This is a genomic window from Modestobacter sp. VKM Ac-2978 (genome assembly GCF_026968025.1).
In the GTDB taxonomy this organism is placed as follows: Bacteria; Actinomycetota; Actinomycetes; order Mycobacteriales; family Geodermatophilaceae; genus Modestobacter.
Window position 1 is genome coordinate 254,896 of sequence record NZ_JAPVBP010000008.1, and the last position, 16,971, is coordinate 271,866.

At 73.4% G+C, this 16,971-nt stretch carries 12 protein-coding genes; 10 read left to right on the forward strand and 2 right to left on the reverse strand.

From position 1 onward, the window contains the following. Positions 1-83: 83 nt before the first annotated feature. Positions 84-2,090: an alpha-1,4-glucan--maltose-1-phosphate maltosyltransferase gene (locus O2W53_RS19510; RefSeq protein WP_269164724.1), complete on the reverse strand. Its 2,007-nt coding sequence runs from the start codon at positions 2,088-2,090 to the stop codon at positions 84-86. A gap of 160 nt (positions 2,091-2,250) precedes the next feature. Between O2W53_RS19510 and glgP the strand changes: the two genes are divergently transcribed. Both glgP and O2W53_RS19520 read left to right on the forward strand, forming a co-directional pair. Next, positions 2,251-4,800 (forward strand): alpha-glucan family phosphorylase, encoded by a 2,550-nt coding sequence (glgP, locus tag O2W53_RS19515; protein ID WP_269164725.1) that lies wholly within the window; start codon positions 2,251-2,253, stop codon positions 4,798-4,800. A gap of 155 nt (positions 4,801-4,955) precedes the next feature. Further along, the gene (locus O2W53_RS19520) at positions 4,956-5,924 is read left to right on the forward strand and encodes an FHA domain-containing protein (RefSeq protein ID WP_269164726.1); all 969 of its coding nucleotides are present in this window, start codon (positions 4,956-4,958) and stop codon (positions 5,922-5,924) included. A 224-nt stretch (positions 5,925-6,148) separates the two neighbouring features. Here the strand turns inward: O2W53_RS19520 and glgX are convergent, their stop codons facing one another. Further along, positions 6,149-8,296: a glycogen debranching protein GlgX gene (glgX, locus tag O2W53_RS19525; protein WP_269164727.1), complete on the reverse strand. Its 2,148-nt coding sequence runs from the start codon at positions 8,294-8,296 to the stop codon at positions 6,149-6,151. Positions 8,297-8,359: 63 nt separating this feature from the next. Between glgX and O2W53_RS19530 the strand changes: the two genes are divergently transcribed. From O2W53_RS19530 to O2W53_RS19565, 8 genes are all read left to right on the forward strand, one after another. Continuing rightward, the gene (locus O2W53_RS19530; RefSeq protein ID WP_269164728.1) at positions 8,360-9,160 is read left to right on the forward strand and encodes an ABC transporter ATP-binding protein; all 801 of its coding nucleotides are present in this window, start codon (positions 8,360-8,362) and stop codon (positions 9,158-9,160) included. Positions 9,161-9,216: 56 nt separating this feature from the next. After that, the gene (locus tag O2W53_RS19535) at positions 9,217-10,002 is read left to right on the forward strand and encodes an enoyl-CoA hydratase/isomerase family protein (protein ID WP_269164729.1); all 786 of its coding nucleotides are present in this window, start codon (positions 9,217-9,219) and stop codon (positions 10,000-10,002) included. A gap of 43 nt (positions 10,003-10,045) precedes the next feature. After that, positions 10,046-11,203, forward strand: coding sequence for a PLP-dependent cysteine synthase family protein (locus O2W53_RS19540; RefSeq protein WP_269164730.1), 1,158 nt, complete (start codon positions 10,046-10,048; stop codon positions 11,201-11,203). A 68-nt stretch (positions 11,204-11,271) separates the two neighbouring features. After that, positions 11,272-12,051, forward strand: a complete 780-nt coding sequence (locus O2W53_RS19545; protein ID WP_269158845.1) for an electron transfer flavoprotein subunit beta/FixA family protein — start codon at positions 11,272-11,274, stop codon at positions 12,049-12,051. 33 nt (positions 12,052-12,084) lie between these two features. Beyond that, complete coding sequence (locus O2W53_RS19550) at positions 12,085-13,047, forward strand: electron transfer flavoprotein subunit alpha/FixB family protein (protein ID WP_269164731.1); 963 nt, start codon at positions 12,085-12,087, stop codon at positions 13,045-13,047. A gap of 198 nt (positions 13,048-13,245) precedes the next feature. Further along, positions 13,246-14,436 (forward strand): cysteine desulfurase family protein, encoded by a 1,191-nt coding sequence (locus O2W53_RS19555; RefSeq protein WP_269164732.1) that lies wholly within the window; start codon positions 13,246-13,248, stop codon positions 14,434-14,436. Position 14,437: 1 nt separating this feature from the next. After that, on the forward strand, positions 14,438-15,535 hold the full coding sequence (mnmA, locus tag O2W53_RS19560) for a tRNA 2-thiouridine(34) synthase MnmA (RefSeq protein WP_269164733.1): 1,098 nt from the start codon (positions 14,438-14,440) through the stop codon (positions 15,533-15,535). A gap of 41 nt (positions 15,536-15,576) precedes the next feature. Further along, positions 15,577-16,623, forward strand: a complete 1,047-nt coding sequence (locus O2W53_RS19565) for a methionine synthase (protein ID WP_269164734.1) — start codon at positions 15,577-15,579, stop codon at positions 16,621-16,623. The last annotated feature ends 348 nt before the right edge of the window (positions 16,624-16,971 follow it).

A 16,971-nucleotide genomic window follows, 5' to 3' on the forward strand; every position in this document is an offset into this window, starting at 1 on the left:
TTCGTTGCTGGGGGCGGTGGATCGGTGCGGCGGGTGCGCCGGCCGGGGGCTCGGCCGGCACACCCGCAGCTGTCGAGGACGGGTCAGTGCGGCGGGCGCGAGGCGGACAGGCTGCGGTGGACGGTGAACACGTGCGCCGGCTCCCGGTAGGGGTCCAGCTCGACGTAGTTGGCCTGGCCCCAGTCGTAGTGGGCCCCGGTGATGTCGTCGGTGACCGAGAAGCCGTCCGACCAGTCCAGGCCCAGTGCGGGCATGTCCAGGGCGGTCATCCCGATCTGGGTGTAGGTGCTGTTGAGCGACACCACCACGAGCACGCAGTCGTCGGAACCCGGGTCGGTCTTGGAGAAGCAGAGCAGGTTCGGGTTGTCGATCGGGTGGAAGCGCAGCGTGCGCAGCTGCTGCAGGGCCGGGTGCGCGCGCCGGATCTCGTTCAGCCGGCGCAGGTAGGGCGCCAGGGAGCGACCGGAGGCATCGGCGGCAGCCCAGTCACGGGGGCGCAGCTGGAACTTCTCGGTGTCCAGGTACTCCTCGCTGCCCGGACGGAGGCCGACGTGCTCGAACAGCTCGTACCCGGAGTAGACGCCCCAGGTCGGGCTCATCATCGAGGCCAGCACCGCGCGGATCTTGAACATCGGCGGGCCGCCCACCTGCAGCGTCTCGTGCAGGATGTCCGGGGTGTTCACGAAGAAGTTCGGCCGCATGTAGTGCGCGTTCTCGGCCAGCTCCCGACCGTACTCCTCCAGCTCCCAGCGCTCGGTGCGCCAGGTGAAGTAGGTGTAGCTCTGGGTGAAGCCGATCCGCGCCAGCTGGTGCATCATCGCCGGCCGGGTGAACGCCTCGGCGAGGAAGAGGACATCGGGATCGGTCTTCTTGACCTCCCAGATCAGCCAGTGCCAGAAGTTCAGCGGCTTGGTGTGCGGGTTGTCCACCCGGAACACCCGGACCCCGGCGTCCACCCAGTGCCGCACGACCCGCAGCACCTCGGCGTAGATGCCCTCGGGGTCGTTGTCGAAGTTGATCGGGTAGATGTCCTGGTACTTCTTCGGCGGGTTCTCCGCGTAGGCGATCGTGCCGTCGGGCTTGGTGGTGAACCACTCCGGGTGCGAGGTCACCCAGGGGTGGTCCGGCGCCGCCTGCAGGGCGAGGTCGAGCGCGACCTCCATGCCCAACTCGCGCGTGCGGCCGACGAAGGCCTTGAAGTCGTCGAGGGTGCCGAGCTGGGGGTGGACGGCGTCGTGTCCGCCCTCGTCGCTGCCGATCGCCCACGGTGAGCCGACGTCGTCGGCCTGCGCCACCAGGGTGTTGTTCTTCCCCTTGCGGTTGACCTTGCCGACCGGGTGGATCGGCGGCAGGTACACCACGTCGAAGCCCATCTCGGCGATCGCCGGCAGGCGCTCGGCGGCCTGGGCGAACGTCCCGTGCGTCGGGGTGCCACCGACGACGGGGCCCTCCGAGCGGGGGAAGAACTCGTACCAGGAGCCGTACAGCGCACGCGACCGGTCGACCCACAGCTCGTGCCGCTGCGACCCGGTGACCAGCCGGCGCACCGGGTGGTCGTGCAGCACCTGCTGCAGGGCGGGGGAGAGGGCGGGGGCGATCCGCGCGGTCAGCTCCAGCGACCCGTCCCGCAGCGCGGTGGCCGCACCGGTGAGCGCCTCGCGGTGCTCCTCGGGGGCCGCAGCGGCCACCTCCTCGAACAGCCGGGCGCCGGACTCCAGGTCGTTGGCCAGCTCCTCGGGACCCTGGCCGGCCTCGACCTTCACCTCGACGTCGTGGTGCCAGGTGCTCAGCGGGTCGTCCCAGGCCTCGACCTGGTAGGTCCAGAGACCCTCGCGGTCGGGCACGACCGTGGCGGTCCAGCGGTCGGGCTCGGGCCCGAACTTCGTCATCCGGAGCAGCGGGGCCGCCGAGGGTTCCTCGCCCGGAGGCGTGAAGACCACGTTGGCGGCCACGGCGTCGTGGCCCTCGCGGAAGACGGTGGCGGTGATCGGCAGGTGTTCACCGACCACGGCGCGGGTCGAGAACGACCCGCAGGACACGACGGGGGCGACATCGGAGATGCCGAGGCGGAGGTCAGCGCGGCCAGTCATCGGGGCAACGCTATCCAGAAGCCCTGTCCCGCACACGTCGGCGGGGGACCGGCTCAACCGGGAGGGGGAGAGGCGGGAGGGGCAGGAGTGGTCCCGGAGGGGTGCGGATCGATGGTCGCCCCACCTCGGACGTGAGCGCCGTCACGCTAGGGTCCCGGACGTGCGAGCCCTCCGCAGACTCACCGTCCGCGCCTCCCTCCCCGAGGCACTGATGCCGCTGTCGCAGCTGGTCACCAACCTGCGCTGGTCCTGGCACCCCGAGACCCGCGACCTCTTCGAGGCGCTGGACCCGGAGCTGTGGGCGAGCTGCGGTGGTGACCCGGTCAGGGTCCTCGGCGAGGTCAGCGCCGAGCGGCTGGCCGCGCTGGCCGACGACCCGGCCTTCCTGCAGCGGCTGACGGCGGTCGCGGACGACCTCCGCGAGTACCTCGACGCTCCGCACTGGTACCAGTCCCTGGGCGACGAGGCGCCGGCCACCATTGCCTACTTCTCCGCCGAGTTCGGCATCACCGAGGTGCTGCCGCAGTACTCCGGCGGGCTGGGGATCCTGGCCGGTGACCACCTCAAGGCCGCCTCGGACCTCGGCGTCCCGCTGATCGGGGTGGGCCTGCTCTACCGGTCGGGCTACTTCTCCCAGGGCCTGTCCGCCGACGGCTGGCAGCTGGAGCACTACCCGGCGCTCGACCCGCACGGCCTGCCGCTGAAGTTGGTCCGGGACGCCGACCGCAACGCCGTGGTGATCGCCGTGCCGCTGCCGGAGGGGCGCACGCTGTACGCCCACGTGTACCGGGCCCAGGTCGGTCGGGTGTCGCTGCTGCTGCTGGACAGCGACATCGAGGAGAACAGCCCGGCCGAGCGCGGGGTCACCGACCGGCTCTACGGCGGCGGCGAGGACCACCGGCTCCGCCAGGAGATGCTGCTGGGCATCGGCGGGGTGCGGGCGCTGCGCGCCTTCTGCTCGCTGACCGGCACCCCGCCGCCGGAGGTCTTCCACGCCAACGAGGGCCACGCCGGCTTCCAGGGCGTCGAGCGGATCCGGGAGCTCACCGAGTCCCACGGCCTGTCCTTCCCCGAGGCGCTGCAGGCGGTGCGGGGCGGCACGGTGTTCACCACCCACACCCCGGTGCCGGCGGGCATCGACCGCTTCCCGAAGGCGCTGATCGAGCGCTACTTCGCCGGCTTCGGCGTCCCGCTCGACCAGCTGCTCCCGCTGGGCGCCGAGGAGGACCCGAGCAAGTTCAACATGGCCCACATGGGGCTGCGGCTGGGGCAGCGGGCCAACGGGGTGAGCGAGCTGCACGGCCACGTCAGCCGGGACATGTTCGGCCCGCTGTGGCCGGGCTTCGACCCCGACGACGTCCCGATCGGGTCGATCACCAACGGGGTGCACGCCCCGACCTGGACCGCCCGCGAGCTGGTGGAGCTGGGCACCCAGACCACCAGCCAGGGCGACCCGCTCGAGGTGGACGGCGACGTGCACTTCGACGGCGTCGACCGGATCCCCGCCGCGGAGCTGTGGCGCACCCGCCGGCTGCTGCGCGGCCGGCTGGTCGAGGAGGTGCGCCGCCGGGTGCGCGCCACGGCGTTGTCCCGCGGGGCGGCGGAGGCCGAGCTCGGCTGGACCGAGACCGCGTTCGACCCCGACGTGCTGACCATCGGCTTCGCCCGCCGGGTGCCCTCCTACAAGCGGCTCACGCTGATGCTGCGCGACCCCGCCCGGCTCAAGGCGCTGCTGCTGGACGACGAGCGGCCGGTCCAGCTGGTCATCGCCGGCAAGAGCCACCCGGCCGACGACGGCGGCAAGCAGCTGATCCAGCAGATGGTGAAGTTCGCCGACGACCCGGAGATCCGGCACCGGATCGCCTTCCTGCCCAACTACGACATCGGCATGGCCCGCTACCTGTACTGGGGCTGCGACGTCTGGCTGAACAACCCGCTGCGGCCGCTGGAGGCCTGTGGCACGTCGGGGATGAAGTCCGCGCTCAACGGCGGGCTCAACCTCTCCATCCGCGACGGGTGGTGGGACGAGTGGTTCGACGGCCAGAACGGCTGGGCGATCCCGACCGCCGACGGCGTCGAGGACCCGGAGCGACGGGACGACGTCGAGGCGCAGGCGATCTACGAGCTCCTCGACCGGCAGGTGGTCCCGCGCTTCTACGAGGTCGACGCCGAGGGCCTCCCCACCCGCTGGGTGGAGATGGTCCGCGACACGCTGCGGGAGACCGGCCCGAAGGTGCTGGCCACCCGGATGGTGCGGGACTACGTGCAGCGGCTCTACGTGCCGGCTGCGGGGGCCGCCCGCTCGATGGCCGCCGGCGGCTACGAGCCGGCCCGCGCCGAGGCGGCCTGGCGGGCGAAGCTGCTGGAGCACTGGCACGGTGTCCGGGTGGCCCACGTGGAGGCGACCGGGGTGGGGGAGACCCCGGAGATCGGTGGCGGCATCGACCTGCGGGCCGAGGTGGAGCTGCCCGGGCTCGTCCCGTCCGACGTGCTGGTCGAGGCGGCCTACGGCCGGGTCGACGACGCCGACGGCCTGCACCAGATCACCACGTTGGAGCTGCGGCACGACGGCGCGGAGGGCTCGCGGCACTGGTTCACCGGCACCGTGCCGCTGACCCGCACCGGCGCGTTCGGCTACACCGTCCGCGTGCTCCCGCACTCGGCACACCTGGTGGTCCCCGCAGAGCTCGGCGTCGTCGTCAACGCCTGAGGAGGGGCACCCGGTGGTCACCTGCCCCCGGTCGGTGTCCACACGGATGCGACGGGTGTGGCGGCTGGTGCAGGTCGTGCGCAATGGACCGACGTCCCGGCGAGCCACGCGCCCGAGCGGCACGGGATCCTCGTGCGGTCATTAGGCTGGCCGTCATGCCCGACCGCTGTGAGGTCCTCCCCGGAGACTCTGTCGTCGCCCGCCATGGCGGTGGTCTGCTGTGGGTCGATGCCCCCGGGTCACCGGCGCTGGTGGCAGCCCTGCACGCCTGCCTGGGGGTCTCCGGCCCCGGGGCCGAGCGCGTGCTCGGCGCCGTCGCCGGTCAGGTGTCCCGGCTCGCCGACGGGCCGGCGTCCTTCGCCCTCGTGCTCGCCGACACCTCCGGCGGCAGCGGCGCCGGCGTCGCGCTCTGGTCGGGCAAGGGCCAGCCGGCCGTGGACGGCGTCCCGGTCTCCGGTTCGGCGGTCGACGGCTGCACGCTGGCCTCCGGGTTCGCGCTCGGGCAGACCCTCTACGTCGGCCCGGGCCAGCCCGCCGCGGCCATGCCCCCGGGTGTCGCGCTCGACCTCGTCGAGGGGACCGTGCCCGGTTCCGGTGCCCTGCTGCAGCTGGCGGCGCCCGCCTCGCCGTCCGTCGCCGTCCCGCCGGCCACCTCGCTGCCCACCGGCGAGTCCTTCACCGCCGGCTCCGACGCCGGCTTCGGCAACTCGGGTCGGATCGCCAGTCAGCCGGTCGGTCAGGGCGGGGAGCAGACCGCCTTCTGGCGGCCCGAGCCCCCGGCCGCGCCGGTGCTGCGCTTCGACGACGGCCTGGTCGTCAACGTCGACGAGGACCTGGTCCTCGGTCGTCGTCCCGACGGCCACGACCTGGTGACCACCGGCAACGCCCGGCCGGTGCCGATCGCCGACACCCAGAACGTGCTCTCCTCGGCTCACGCGGCCATCCAGCGCGCCGGTCGGGAGGTCTCCCTGACCGACCTGGGCTCGCTCAACGGCACCCACGTCGCCGGCCCGGAGGCCACCGAGTGGACCCAGCTGGAGCCCGGCGTGCCGCACCCGCTGGCTGACGGTGACCGGCTGCTGCTCGGCTGGACCGTCATCACCTTCGAGCAGGCCGCGGAGTAGCTCCGACTACGACGACACGGCCCCGTTCCCATGAGGGACGGGGCCGTGTCGCGTTCTCGAGCGGCCGGGGACGAGGTCGGCGGTCGAGCCCGTAGCCGGCTACGCCTGGGGATCGTGAGGAGTGGGGCCCGGAGGGTCCCGCGACCGAGCGACGAAGCGGCTCCGCCCAGCGGGGGACGTCCCCTGGCTGCGGTGCGGCCCGTCAGGGTCGCCAGGTCATCGCGTCAGGCATGGCGGACCACCCGCATCGCCCAGACGGAATGGCCGGGCAGCTGGGCGGGGCCCGGCGGCAGCGCGGTCGGCTGCGGCGGAGTGCCGGTCGGGTACTCGGTGGCCAGCACCAGCTCGTAGCCGTCACCCCAGGGCGCTCCCGGGAGGACGACGTCGATCGGGTCGGCGCCGGCGTGCAGCCAGACCAGCCACGAGTCGTCGAGCACCGGCCGCCCCCGCTCGTCGCGGTGCCGCATGCCCCGGCCGTCGAGGTACATCCCGAGGGTCTGCAGGCCGGTGTCGAACCAGTCGCTGCTGGTGAGCTGGTGCCCGCCGGGGGCGAACCAGGCCAGGTCCCGGGTGCCGCCGGTGCCGGCGATCTCGGTGCCCTCGAAGAAGGCCTCCTGCCGCAGCACGGGGGAGCGGCGCCGCAGCCCGACCAGGGTGGACACGAAGCTCCACAGGTCGGGGTCGATGGCGCCCCAGTCGAGCCAGGAGACCTCGTTGTCCTGGCAGTAGGCGTTGTTGTTGCCGCCCTGGGTGCGCCCCAGCTCGTCACCGGCGGTCAGCATCGGCACCCCGGTCGACAGCAGCAGCGTGGCCAGGTGGTTGCGCACCTGCCGGGCCCGCAGCTCGCGCACCGCGGGGTCGTCGGTCGGGCCCTCGACGCCGCAGTTCCAGTTGCGGTTGTGGCCCTCGCCGTCCCGGTTCTCCTCGCCGTTGGCCTCGTTCCGCTTCCGCTCGTAGGTGACGAGGTCGGCCAGGGTGAACCCGTCGTGGGCGGTCACGAAGTTGACCGAGGCGAAGGGGCGCCGGCCGTCGGAGCGGTACAGGTCGGAGGAGCCGGTGAGCCGGTAGGCCAGGTCGCGCACCCCCACTCGTGCGCCGGACCAGACGTCGCGCACGGTGTCCCGGTACTTGCCGTTCCACTCCGTCCAGGGCGGCGGGAAGTTGCCGACCTGGTAGCCGCCCTCGCCGACGTCCCACGGCTCGGCGATCAGCTTCACCGTGCTGACCACCGGGTCCTGGTGCACGACGTCGAAGAAGGCCGACAGCCGGTCGACGTCGTGCATCGACCGGGCCAGGGCGGAGGCGAGGTCGAACCGGAAGCCGTCGACGTGCATCTCGGTGACCCAGTAGCGCAGCGAGTCCATCAGCAGCGCCAGCACTGGGGGACGGCGGACGTCGAGCGTGTTCCCGCAGCCGGTGTAGTCGGTGTAGCGCGACGGGTCGTCGCTGTCGGGGCCGCCCAGCCGGTAGTAGCCGCCGTTGTCGATGCCGCGGAAGGACAGGGTCGGTCCGGTGTGGTCGCCCTCGGCGGTGTGGTTGTAGACCACGTCCAGGATCACCTCGATGCCCGCGGCGTGCATCGCCTTGACCATCGCCTTGAACTCGGTGACCTGCTCACCGCCCGTGCCCGCCGAGCTGTAGGCCGCGTGCGGGGCGAAGTAGCCGAGCGTGTTGTAGCCCCAGTGGTTGGTCAGCCCGCGGCGGAGCAGGTGCGGCTCGCTGACGAAGTGGTGCACCGGCAGCAGTTCGACCGCGGTCACCCCGAGGGACAGCAGGTGCTCGATGAACGCCGGGTGGGCCAGGCCCGCGTAGGTGCCGCGCAGCGCCGGGGGGACGTCGGGGTGGCTCATCGTGGCGCCCTTGACGTGCACCTCGTAGATGACCGTGTCGCTCCACGAGGTGCGCAGCACGTGGTCGCCGTCCCAGGGGAACGAGTCGTGGATGACCACCCCGCGGGGCACGAACGGCGCCGAGTCGGTGGGGTCGGCGGCGAACGGGTCGGCCGGGGACCAGCCGAAGAGGGCGTCGTCCAGGACGAGCTCGCCGTCCACGGCCCGGGCGTAGGGGTCCAGCAGCAGCTTCGCCGGGTTGTACCGGGCGCCGGAGGCGGGGTCGTGCGGGCCGTGCACCCGGTAGCCGTAGCGCTGGCCGGGGCCCACGCCCGGCAGCCGGCCGTGCCACACCTGGTGGGTGGTCTCCTGCAGCCGCTGCCGGTGCTCGGTGCCGTCGGGGTCGAACAGGCACAGGTCGACCGCGGACGCGCCGGCCGACCACAGGGCGAAGTTGGTGCTCGTGCCGTCCCAGTGGGCGCCCAGCGGCGCCGCCGAACCGGGCCACACCTCGACCGGTCGGTCACTCGTCCATGCGGTCACCCCGGCATCGTGCCCGACGACGGGCCCGCACCCGGTGACCACGACGCGCGGCGGGTTGGTTGGATGGCAGGTGTGTGGACTGAGCCGGTCGTCGAGATCCGCGGAGTGGACGTCGTCCGGGGCCAGGCGCACCTGTTGCGCGCGGTCGACTGGACCGTCCGGCCCGACGAGCGCTGGGTGCTGCTGGGCCCCAACGGGGCGGGGAAGACGACGCTGCTGCAGCTGGTCGGCGCGCAGCTGCACCCCACCCGCGGGGAGGTGGGGATCCTCGGCGAGACCCTCGGCGCGGTCGACGTCTTCGAGCTGCGCCCGCGGATCGGGCTGACCAGCGCGGCGCTGGCGCAGCGGATCGACCCGGGCGAGCGGGTCGGCGACGTCGTGGTGAGCGCCGGGTACGCCGTCGTCGGCCGCTGGCGGGAGCGCTACGACGTGCACGACCTGACCCGCGCGGCGCTGCTGATGCAGCAGTGGGGCGTGGCCCGGATGGCGCACCGCCCCTTCGGCACGCTGTCGGAGGGGGAGCGCAAGCGCACCCAGATCGCCCGCGCACTGATGACCGACCCGGAGCTGCTGCTGCTCGACGAGCCCGGCGCCGGGCTGGACCTGGGCGGCCGTGAGGATCTGGTCACCCGGCTGTCGGACCTGGCCCGCGACCCGAACGCGCCTGCCCAGGTGCTGGTCACCCACCACGTCGAGGAGATCCCGCCGGGGTACACCCACGCGCTGCTGCTGCGCGGTGGTGAGGTGGTCGGCTCCGGCCCGGTGGACGACGTGCTCACGGCGCCGCTGTTGTCGGACGCGTTCGGGCTGCCGCTGGAGGTCCAGCGCGAGAACGGGCGGTTCAGCGCGCGCCGCGCCACCTAGGGTCTGACCCACCACCGATCCCGGACACCGACGTCCCGCAGCACACGGAGGCCCGCATGGCAGCGCCCGAGTTCGTCACCCTCCAGGTCGAGGACGGCGTCGGCACCATCCGGCTCGACCGGCCGAAGATGAACGCGATCGACGAGCAGCTGCACTGGGAGGTGCGGGCCGCGGCGCTGGAGGCCGGCAAGGACGCCGAGGTGCGGGCCGTCGTCCTCTACGGCGGGGAGCGGGTGTTCGCCGCCGGGGCCGACATCAAGGCGATGTCCCAGCTGACCGGGGCGAGCATGGTCGCCTGGGGCCGGGAGCTGACCGCCTCGTTCACCACGGTCGCCCACATCCCGAAGCCGGTGATCGCCGCGATCACCGGCTACGCCCTCGGCGGCGGCTACGAGCTGGCGCTGTGCGCCGACTTCCGGATCATGGGCCGCGACGCGAAGGTGGGGCAGCCGGAGATCCAGCTCGGGGTGATCCCGGGCGCCGGCGGCACCCAGCGGCTGGCCCGGCTGGTCGGCCCCGCCAAGGCCAAGGACCTGGTGTTCACCGGCCGGCACGTGGGCGCCGAGGAGGCGCTGGAGATGGGGCTGGCCGACGCCGTCGTGCCCGACGACGAGGTCTACGCGACCGCCGTGGCGATGGCCCGGAAGTTCGCCGCCGGTCCGCCGCTGGCGCTGGCCGCGGCGAAGCGGGCCATCGACGAGGGCGTGGACGGCACCCTGGCGGCCGGGCTGGAGCTGGAGAGCCGGCTGTTCGCCGAGCTGTTCGACACTGAGGACCAGGCGACCGGGATGCGCTCGTTCCTGGAGAGCGGCCCGGGCAAGGCGACGTTCACCGGCCGCTGAGCACCCGGCGCCGCCGGGGACGGGCATGCGGGACCATGCCCGGGTGACCGCCGTGCGCCCCACCGACGTCGACCGCTCCGACCCCAGCGGACGGGCCTGGGTCGAGCGGGCCGTCGCGCTGGTCGAGGCCGACGCGCACCGGTCCGCCGACACCCACCTGCTGGTCTACCCGCTGCCGCCCGAGTGGGGCATCGACCTGTACCTGAAGGACGAGTCGACGCACCCCACCGGCAGCCTCAAGCACCGGCTGGCGCGCTCGCTGTTCCTCTACGCGCTGTGCTCGGGGCAGCTGCACGAGGGCAGCACCGTGGTGGAGTCCTCCAGCGGGTCGACGGCGGTCAGCGAGGCCTACTTCGCCCGGATGCTCGGCCTGCCGTTCGTCGCGGTGATGCCGGCGACGACCAGCGCCGAGAAGATCGCCCTGATCGAGTTCCACGGGGGCCGCTGCCACCTGGTGGCCGACGCCGGCACGGTCTATGACGAGGCCCGGCGGATCGCCGCGGAGACCGGCGGGCACTACCTCGACCAGTTCACCAACGCCGAGCGGGCCACCGACTGGCGCGGGAACAACAACATCGCCGAGTCGGTCTTCGAGCAGCTGAGCCGGGAGCGGCACCCGGTGCCGGAGTGGGTCGTCGTCGGCGCCGGCACCGGCGGCACCAGCGCCACGATCGGCCGGTACGTCCGGTACCGCCGGCTGCCCACCCGGCTGGCCGTCGTCGACCCGGAGGGCTCGGCGTTCTTCCCCGGCTGGCGGGACGCCGATCCGGCCACCACCGGACGTGGCTCGCGGATCGAGGGCATCGGCCGGCCCCGGGTGGAGCCCTCGTTCGTCCCGACCATCGTCGACCGGATGGTGTGCGTGCCCGACGCCGCCTCGCTGGCCGCCATGCGCCACCTGCAGCAGGTGACCGGGCGCCGGGCCGGCGGGTCGACCGGCACCAACCTGTGGGGCGCTTTCGGGCTCATCGCCGAGATGCTCGCCGCCGGCCGCACGGGCAGCGTGGTCACGCTGTTGTGCGACGGCGGGGAGCGCTACGCCTGCACCTACTACGACGACGCCTGGGTGACGGCGCAGGGTCTGGACCTCGCACCGCACACCGCCGTCCTCGAGCACTTCGCCCGCACAGGGGAGTGGAGAGCCGCCGGTGAGCCGGGTCACTCAACCCCGCCCTCCCCGTCGGGTGTTACCCGCAAGTAGCCTCGATGATCGGCACGAGGCGGGCTTCGCCCGCGCCCACCCGAACCACCGCGGAGGTTGGTCTGACGATGAACATCGTCGTTCTGGTCAAGCAGGTCCCCGACTCCGGCAGCGAGCGGAAGCTGGACCCGTCGGACAACACCGTCGCGCGGGCCACCGCCGACAACGTGATCAACGAGATGGACGAGTACGCCATCGAGGAGGCGCTCACCGTCAAGGAGGCGCAGGGCGGTGAGGTCACGGTGCTCACCGTCGGCCCCGACACCGCCACCGACGCCATCCGCAAGGCCCTGTCGATGGGCGCGGACAAGGCCGTGCACGTCAGCGACCCGGCGATCCACGGCTCCTGCGCCGTGCAGACCAGCGCCGTCATCGCCGCCGCGCTGTCGCAGCTGGAGTACGACCTGGTGCTGTGCGGCGCCGAGTCCACCGACGGTCAGGTGTCGGTGATGCCGGCGCTGCTGTCGGAGCGGCTGGGCATTCCGCAGCTGTCCGGCGCCCGCAAGCTCACGATCGAGGGCTCGATGGCCAAGATCGAGCGGCAGACCGACGGCGGTTACTGGGAGGTCGAGGCGCCGCTGCCGGCGATCGTCTCCACCTGGGACACGATCAACGAGCCGCGCTACCCCTCCTTCAAGGGGATCATGGCCGCCAAAAAGAAGCCGGTGGAGACCAAGACCCTCGCCGACCTGGGCATCGACGCGTCGACCGTGGGCCTGGCCACCGCCACCAGCAAGGTCGTCGACTTCGCCGGCCGCCCGCCCAAGGGCGAGGGCGTGAAGGTCGCCGACGAGGGCGACGGTGCCGACAAGCTGGTCGGCTACCTGGCCGCCCAGAAGATCGTCTGACCGGCGCGACTCAGAGCTGAGGAGAGAACAGACATGGCAGAGGTCCTGGTCCTTGCCGAGCTCAACCCCGCCGCCGGTGGGCCCCGCAAGTCGACGCTGGAGGCGCTGACCGCTGCTCGTGCGCTCGGTGAGCCCGCCGCCGTCGTCATCGGTGCCCCCGGCACCGCTGCGGGCATCAAGGACGTGCTGGCCGAGTACGGCGCGGCGAAGGTCTACGTCGCCGAGTCCGACGACGTCGACGCCTACCTGGTGGCCCCCAAGGCCGAGGTGCTGGCACAGCTGGTCGCGGAGAAGTCCCCGGCCGCGGTCGTCATCCCGTCCACCCCGGAGGGCAAGGAGATCGCCGGCCGGCTGGCCATCAAGACCGGCAGCGGCTTCCTGACCGACGTCACCGAGATCGCCGCCGACGGGACCGCCACCCAGGTTGCGTTCGCCGGGGCGACGATCGTGCACTCGCAGGTCACGGTCGGCACCCCGATCTACACCCTGCGCGGCAACTCGGTCACCCCCGAGCCGGCCCCGGCCGCAGGCACCGAGGAAACGGTGCAGGTCGCCGTCTCCGAGGCCGCCAAGCAGACCCGGGTGCTCGACCGGGTCGTGGAGCAGAAGTCCAACCGGCCGGAGCTGACCGAGGCCGCGATCGTCGTCTCCGGCGGTCGCGGGGTGGCGAGTGCGGAGAACTTCTCGGTGATCGAGGGGCTGGCCGACTCCCTCGGGGGCGCCGTCGGTGCCTCTCGCGCCGCCGTCGACTCCGGCTTCTACCCGCACTCCTTCCAGGTCGGGCAGACCGGCAAGACGGTGTCGCCGCAGCTGTACATCGCGGTGGGCATCTCCGGGGCGATCCAGCACCGGGCCGGCATGCAGACCTCGAAGACCATCGTCGCGGTCAACAAGGACCCCGAGGCGCCGATCTTCGAGCTGGCCGACTTCGGCGTGGTGGGCGACCTGTTCACCGTCGTCCCGGCGGCCACCGAGCAGATCAGCGCCCGCAAGTAGCACCGAGGGCCCTCCTGCGCTCCCTCGGTGGGCTGCAGGAGGGGTGATCGAGCACGTCGCGTCGGGCGCCGGCCTCCGGGTCGGCGCTCGACGCACGTCGCAGCCACAGGCACGAGGAGGCGGAGGAGCCGTGCGCACTCCCACCAGTCGGACACGACCGGGTTGCCCCCGGCGCCCGGCGCCTACGCTTGCTGTGCCATGACCTACCTCGACCACGCGGCCACGACCCCGATGCTGCCGGCCGCGCTCGCGGCCATGACCGAGCAGTTGGCCCGGGTGGGCAACGCCTCCTCCCTGCACGCCAGCGGCCGCGAGGCCCGGCGGGTGGCCGAGCAGTCGCGAGAGCGCCTGGCTGCCGCCCTGGGGGCGCGGCCGTCGGAGGTGCTGTTCACCGGTGGTGGCACCGAGGGCGACAACCTCGCGGTCAAGGGGCTGTACTGGGCCCGCCGCACCGCCGATCAGGGGCGTCGCCGGATCGTGGCCAGCCCGGCCGAGCACCACGCCGTCCTCGACAGCGTCGAGTGGCTGGAGAAGCACGAGGGCGCCGAGGTCACCTGGCTGCGGGTCGAGCCGACCGGCCGGGTCACCACCGACGCGCTGGCCGACGCCCTCGGCGACGGGCGGGACGTCGCGCTGGCCACCGTCATGTGGGCCAACAACGAGATCGGCGCCGTCAGCGACGTGACCGCGCTGGCCGCCGTCGCCCACGAGGTCGGGGTGCCGCTGCACACCGACGCGGTGCAGGCGATCGGACAGTCGCCGCTGGACTTCGCCGCCAGCGGCGTCGACGCCCTGACCATGACCGGGCACAAGGTGGGCGGCCCGATGGGCGCCGGGGCGTTGCTGCTGCGCCGGGACGCCGAGTGCACCCCGCTGCTGCACGGTGGGGGGCAGGAGCGCGACGTCCGGTCCGGCACCCTGGACGTCGCCGCGATCGTCGGGCTGGCCGCGGCGACGCACGCCACGGTCGCGGACCGGGCCGAGCGCACTGCGCGGGTGGCCGCGCTGCGTGACCGGCTGGTCGCCGGGGTGGTCGCCGAGGTGCCCGACGCCCAGCTCAACGGGCCGCCGCTGGACGACGTGGTGGCCGGTGGTCCGGGGCGGCTGCCGGGCAATGCGCACCTGTCCTTCCCCGGTGCGGAGGGCGACGCGCTGCTCATGCTGCTGGACGCCCGGGGCATCGAGTGCTCGACCGGGTCGGCCTGCAGCGCCGGCGTCGCCCGGCCCAGCCACGTGCTGCTGGCCGCCGGCGCCGACCCCGCCCGGGCCCGCAGCTCGCTTCGGTTCAGCCTGGGCCACACCTCGACCGACGCCGACGTCGACGCACTGCTCGAGGTGATCGGCCCGGTCGTCGAGCGGGCCCGCCGGGCCGGGACCGGGCAGCACTGAGATGCGACTGATCGCCGCCATGAGCGGGGGAGTGGACTCCGCGGTCGCCGCCGCGCTGGCCGTCGAGGCGGGACACGAGGTCACCGGTGTGCACCTGGCGCTCTCGCCCGACCGGAAGACGCTGCGCAGCGGTGCCCGAGGGTGCTGCAGCGTCGAGGACTCCCACGACGCCCGGCGGGTCGCCGACGAGCTGGGCATCCCGTTCTACGTCTGGGACCTGGCCGACCGGTTCCGTGAGGACGTCATCGACGACTTCGTCGCCGAGTACGCCGCCGGCCGGACCCCGAACCCCTGCCTGCGCTGCAACGAGAAGATCAAGTTCTCCGCCGTGCTCGACCGGGCCCGGGCGCTGGGCTTCGACGCCGTCGTCACCGGGCACCACGCCCGGCTGGCCGACGGCGAGCTGCGCCGCTCGGTCGACGCCGCGAAGGACCAGTCCTACGTGCTCGGCGTGCTCACCGCCGAGCAGCTGGCCGGCGCCGTCTTCCCGCTCGGCTCGATGACGAAGGAGCGGGTGCGGGAGCTGGCGGCCGAGCGCGGCTACGCGGTCGCCACCAAGCCGGACTCGCACGACATCTGCTTCATCTCCGACGGCGACACCCGCGGCTTCCTCGCCCGCCGGCTCGGTGAGCAGCCCGGCCCGGTCGTCGACGCCGCCACCGGACAGACCGTCGGGACGCACGCCGGCGCGCACGGCTTCACCATCGGCCAGCGTCGGGGGCTCGGCGTGGCCGTCGGTGACCAGCGCCCGCGGTACGTGCTGGGGATCGAGCCGGTCAGCCGCACCGTGACCATCGGCACCGCGGAGCAGGCCGAGGTCGACGAGGTGCGCACCGGCGCCCCCACGTGGACCGGTCCGGTGCCCGACCTGCCGTTCCGGGCGCAGGTCCAGCTGCGCGCCCACGCCGTGCCGGTCGCCTGCGAGGTCTCCCTCGCCGAGGACGGCGGGCTGTGCCTGGTGCTCGGCGAACGACAGCGGGGGGTCGCGCCGGGACAGTCGGCCGTGCTCTACGCCCCCGACGCCGAGCGGGGTGACCTGGTGCTGGGTCAGGGCACGGTGCTGGGCGCGCGGGAACGACCGGAGCCCGTGCTGAGCTGACCGTCCCCGGTGCCGGCGGGACGGCGGGCTACGGTCGGCACGTGACCTCGGCGACGCACCTCCCGGACGACAGCAGTGAGCCGGGCGCCGATGGCGAGGTGCGGTCGGCGCTCCCGGTGTGGGGACCGGCCACCGGCGTCGGGTCCCTGCCCGGCACCGACCCGGTCGAGGCGATGCGGCTGGTCGTCGGCGAGCTGCCGGACCTCCCACACCTGCCCGAGCTGCCCGGCCGCGGCGCCGGGTCGGACCTGATCGGTCGCGCGGCCGCCCTGCTGGTCGACCTCTACGTCGACCTCACCCCGGCCGGCTGGCGGCTGGTCGCCCGTCCGGGCGCCGACCTGCGCCGGGCCAGGGAGGCCCTGGCCCGCGACCTGGACGCCCTCTATGAGGTGGCCGAGCGCTACGTGGGGCCGTTGAAGATCCAGGTGGCGGGTCCGTGGACCCTGGCCGCCGGCCTGGAGCGCAGCCGGGGCGACCGGGCCGTGGTGGACGCCGGGGCGCGCCGTGACCTGGCGCAGTCCCTCGCCGAGGGGATCGCTGCCCACGTCGCCGCCGTCTCCGCCCGGGTGCCGGGGGCCTCGGTCGTCGTGCAGCTGGACGAGCCGTCGGTGCCCGCCGTGCTGCAGGGCGGCCTGCCCACCGTCAGCGGGTTCGGCAAGCTGTCGGCGATCGAGTCGAACGTCGTGGAGGAGCAGCTCACCGGGCTCATCCGCCAGGCGTCGGCGCCGGTCGTGGTGCACTGCTGTGCCCAGCGCGCCCCGCTCGACCTCTTCCGGGCCGCCGGGGCGCAGGGGCTCTCCTTCGACCTGGGCCTGGTCCAGGACCTCGACGCCGTCGGCACCGCCATCGAAGCCGGCACCCACCTGCTCGTGGGCGTCGTCCCCGGCACCGACACCGACCTGGGCCGGCCGAAGGCGACCGCCACCCGCGTGCAGGCCTGGTGGCGGGAGCTGGGCTTCCCGGCCGAGGAGCTGGCCGGCGCGGTGACGCTCACGCCGTCCTGCGGCCTGGCCGGGGCGAGCCAGGCCTACGCACGGACGGCGATGGCGCACGTCCGCGAGGCCGCGAAGTACCTGCTGCCGGAGTGACGCCCCGGTCGAGTTCTGACTGCCGACCTTCTTGACCGGGACGTCGTCCCGCGAGCACACCGCCAGGCGGCGGCATCCCGGGCCTGCGCCGACGTGGCGAGGCGGTCGTCGAGGACCGGCTGGAGAACACGCTCCATGTCGGGTGCGCCAGGCGATGGTGTCGTCCGGGTCGGTGGCGGGTGTGCTGGACCGACCCTGTCAAGGGGCGGCGGCAATCTGTGGACAGGCGTCTGACCTGCATCTTCGTGTTGCTGGAGGTCCTCGACGGCGATAGTATTCGTACACACGTTCGAATACGTCGGGAGGTGTCCGTGAGCGAGTTGATGTCAGCTCTGGACGCCTTGGCGG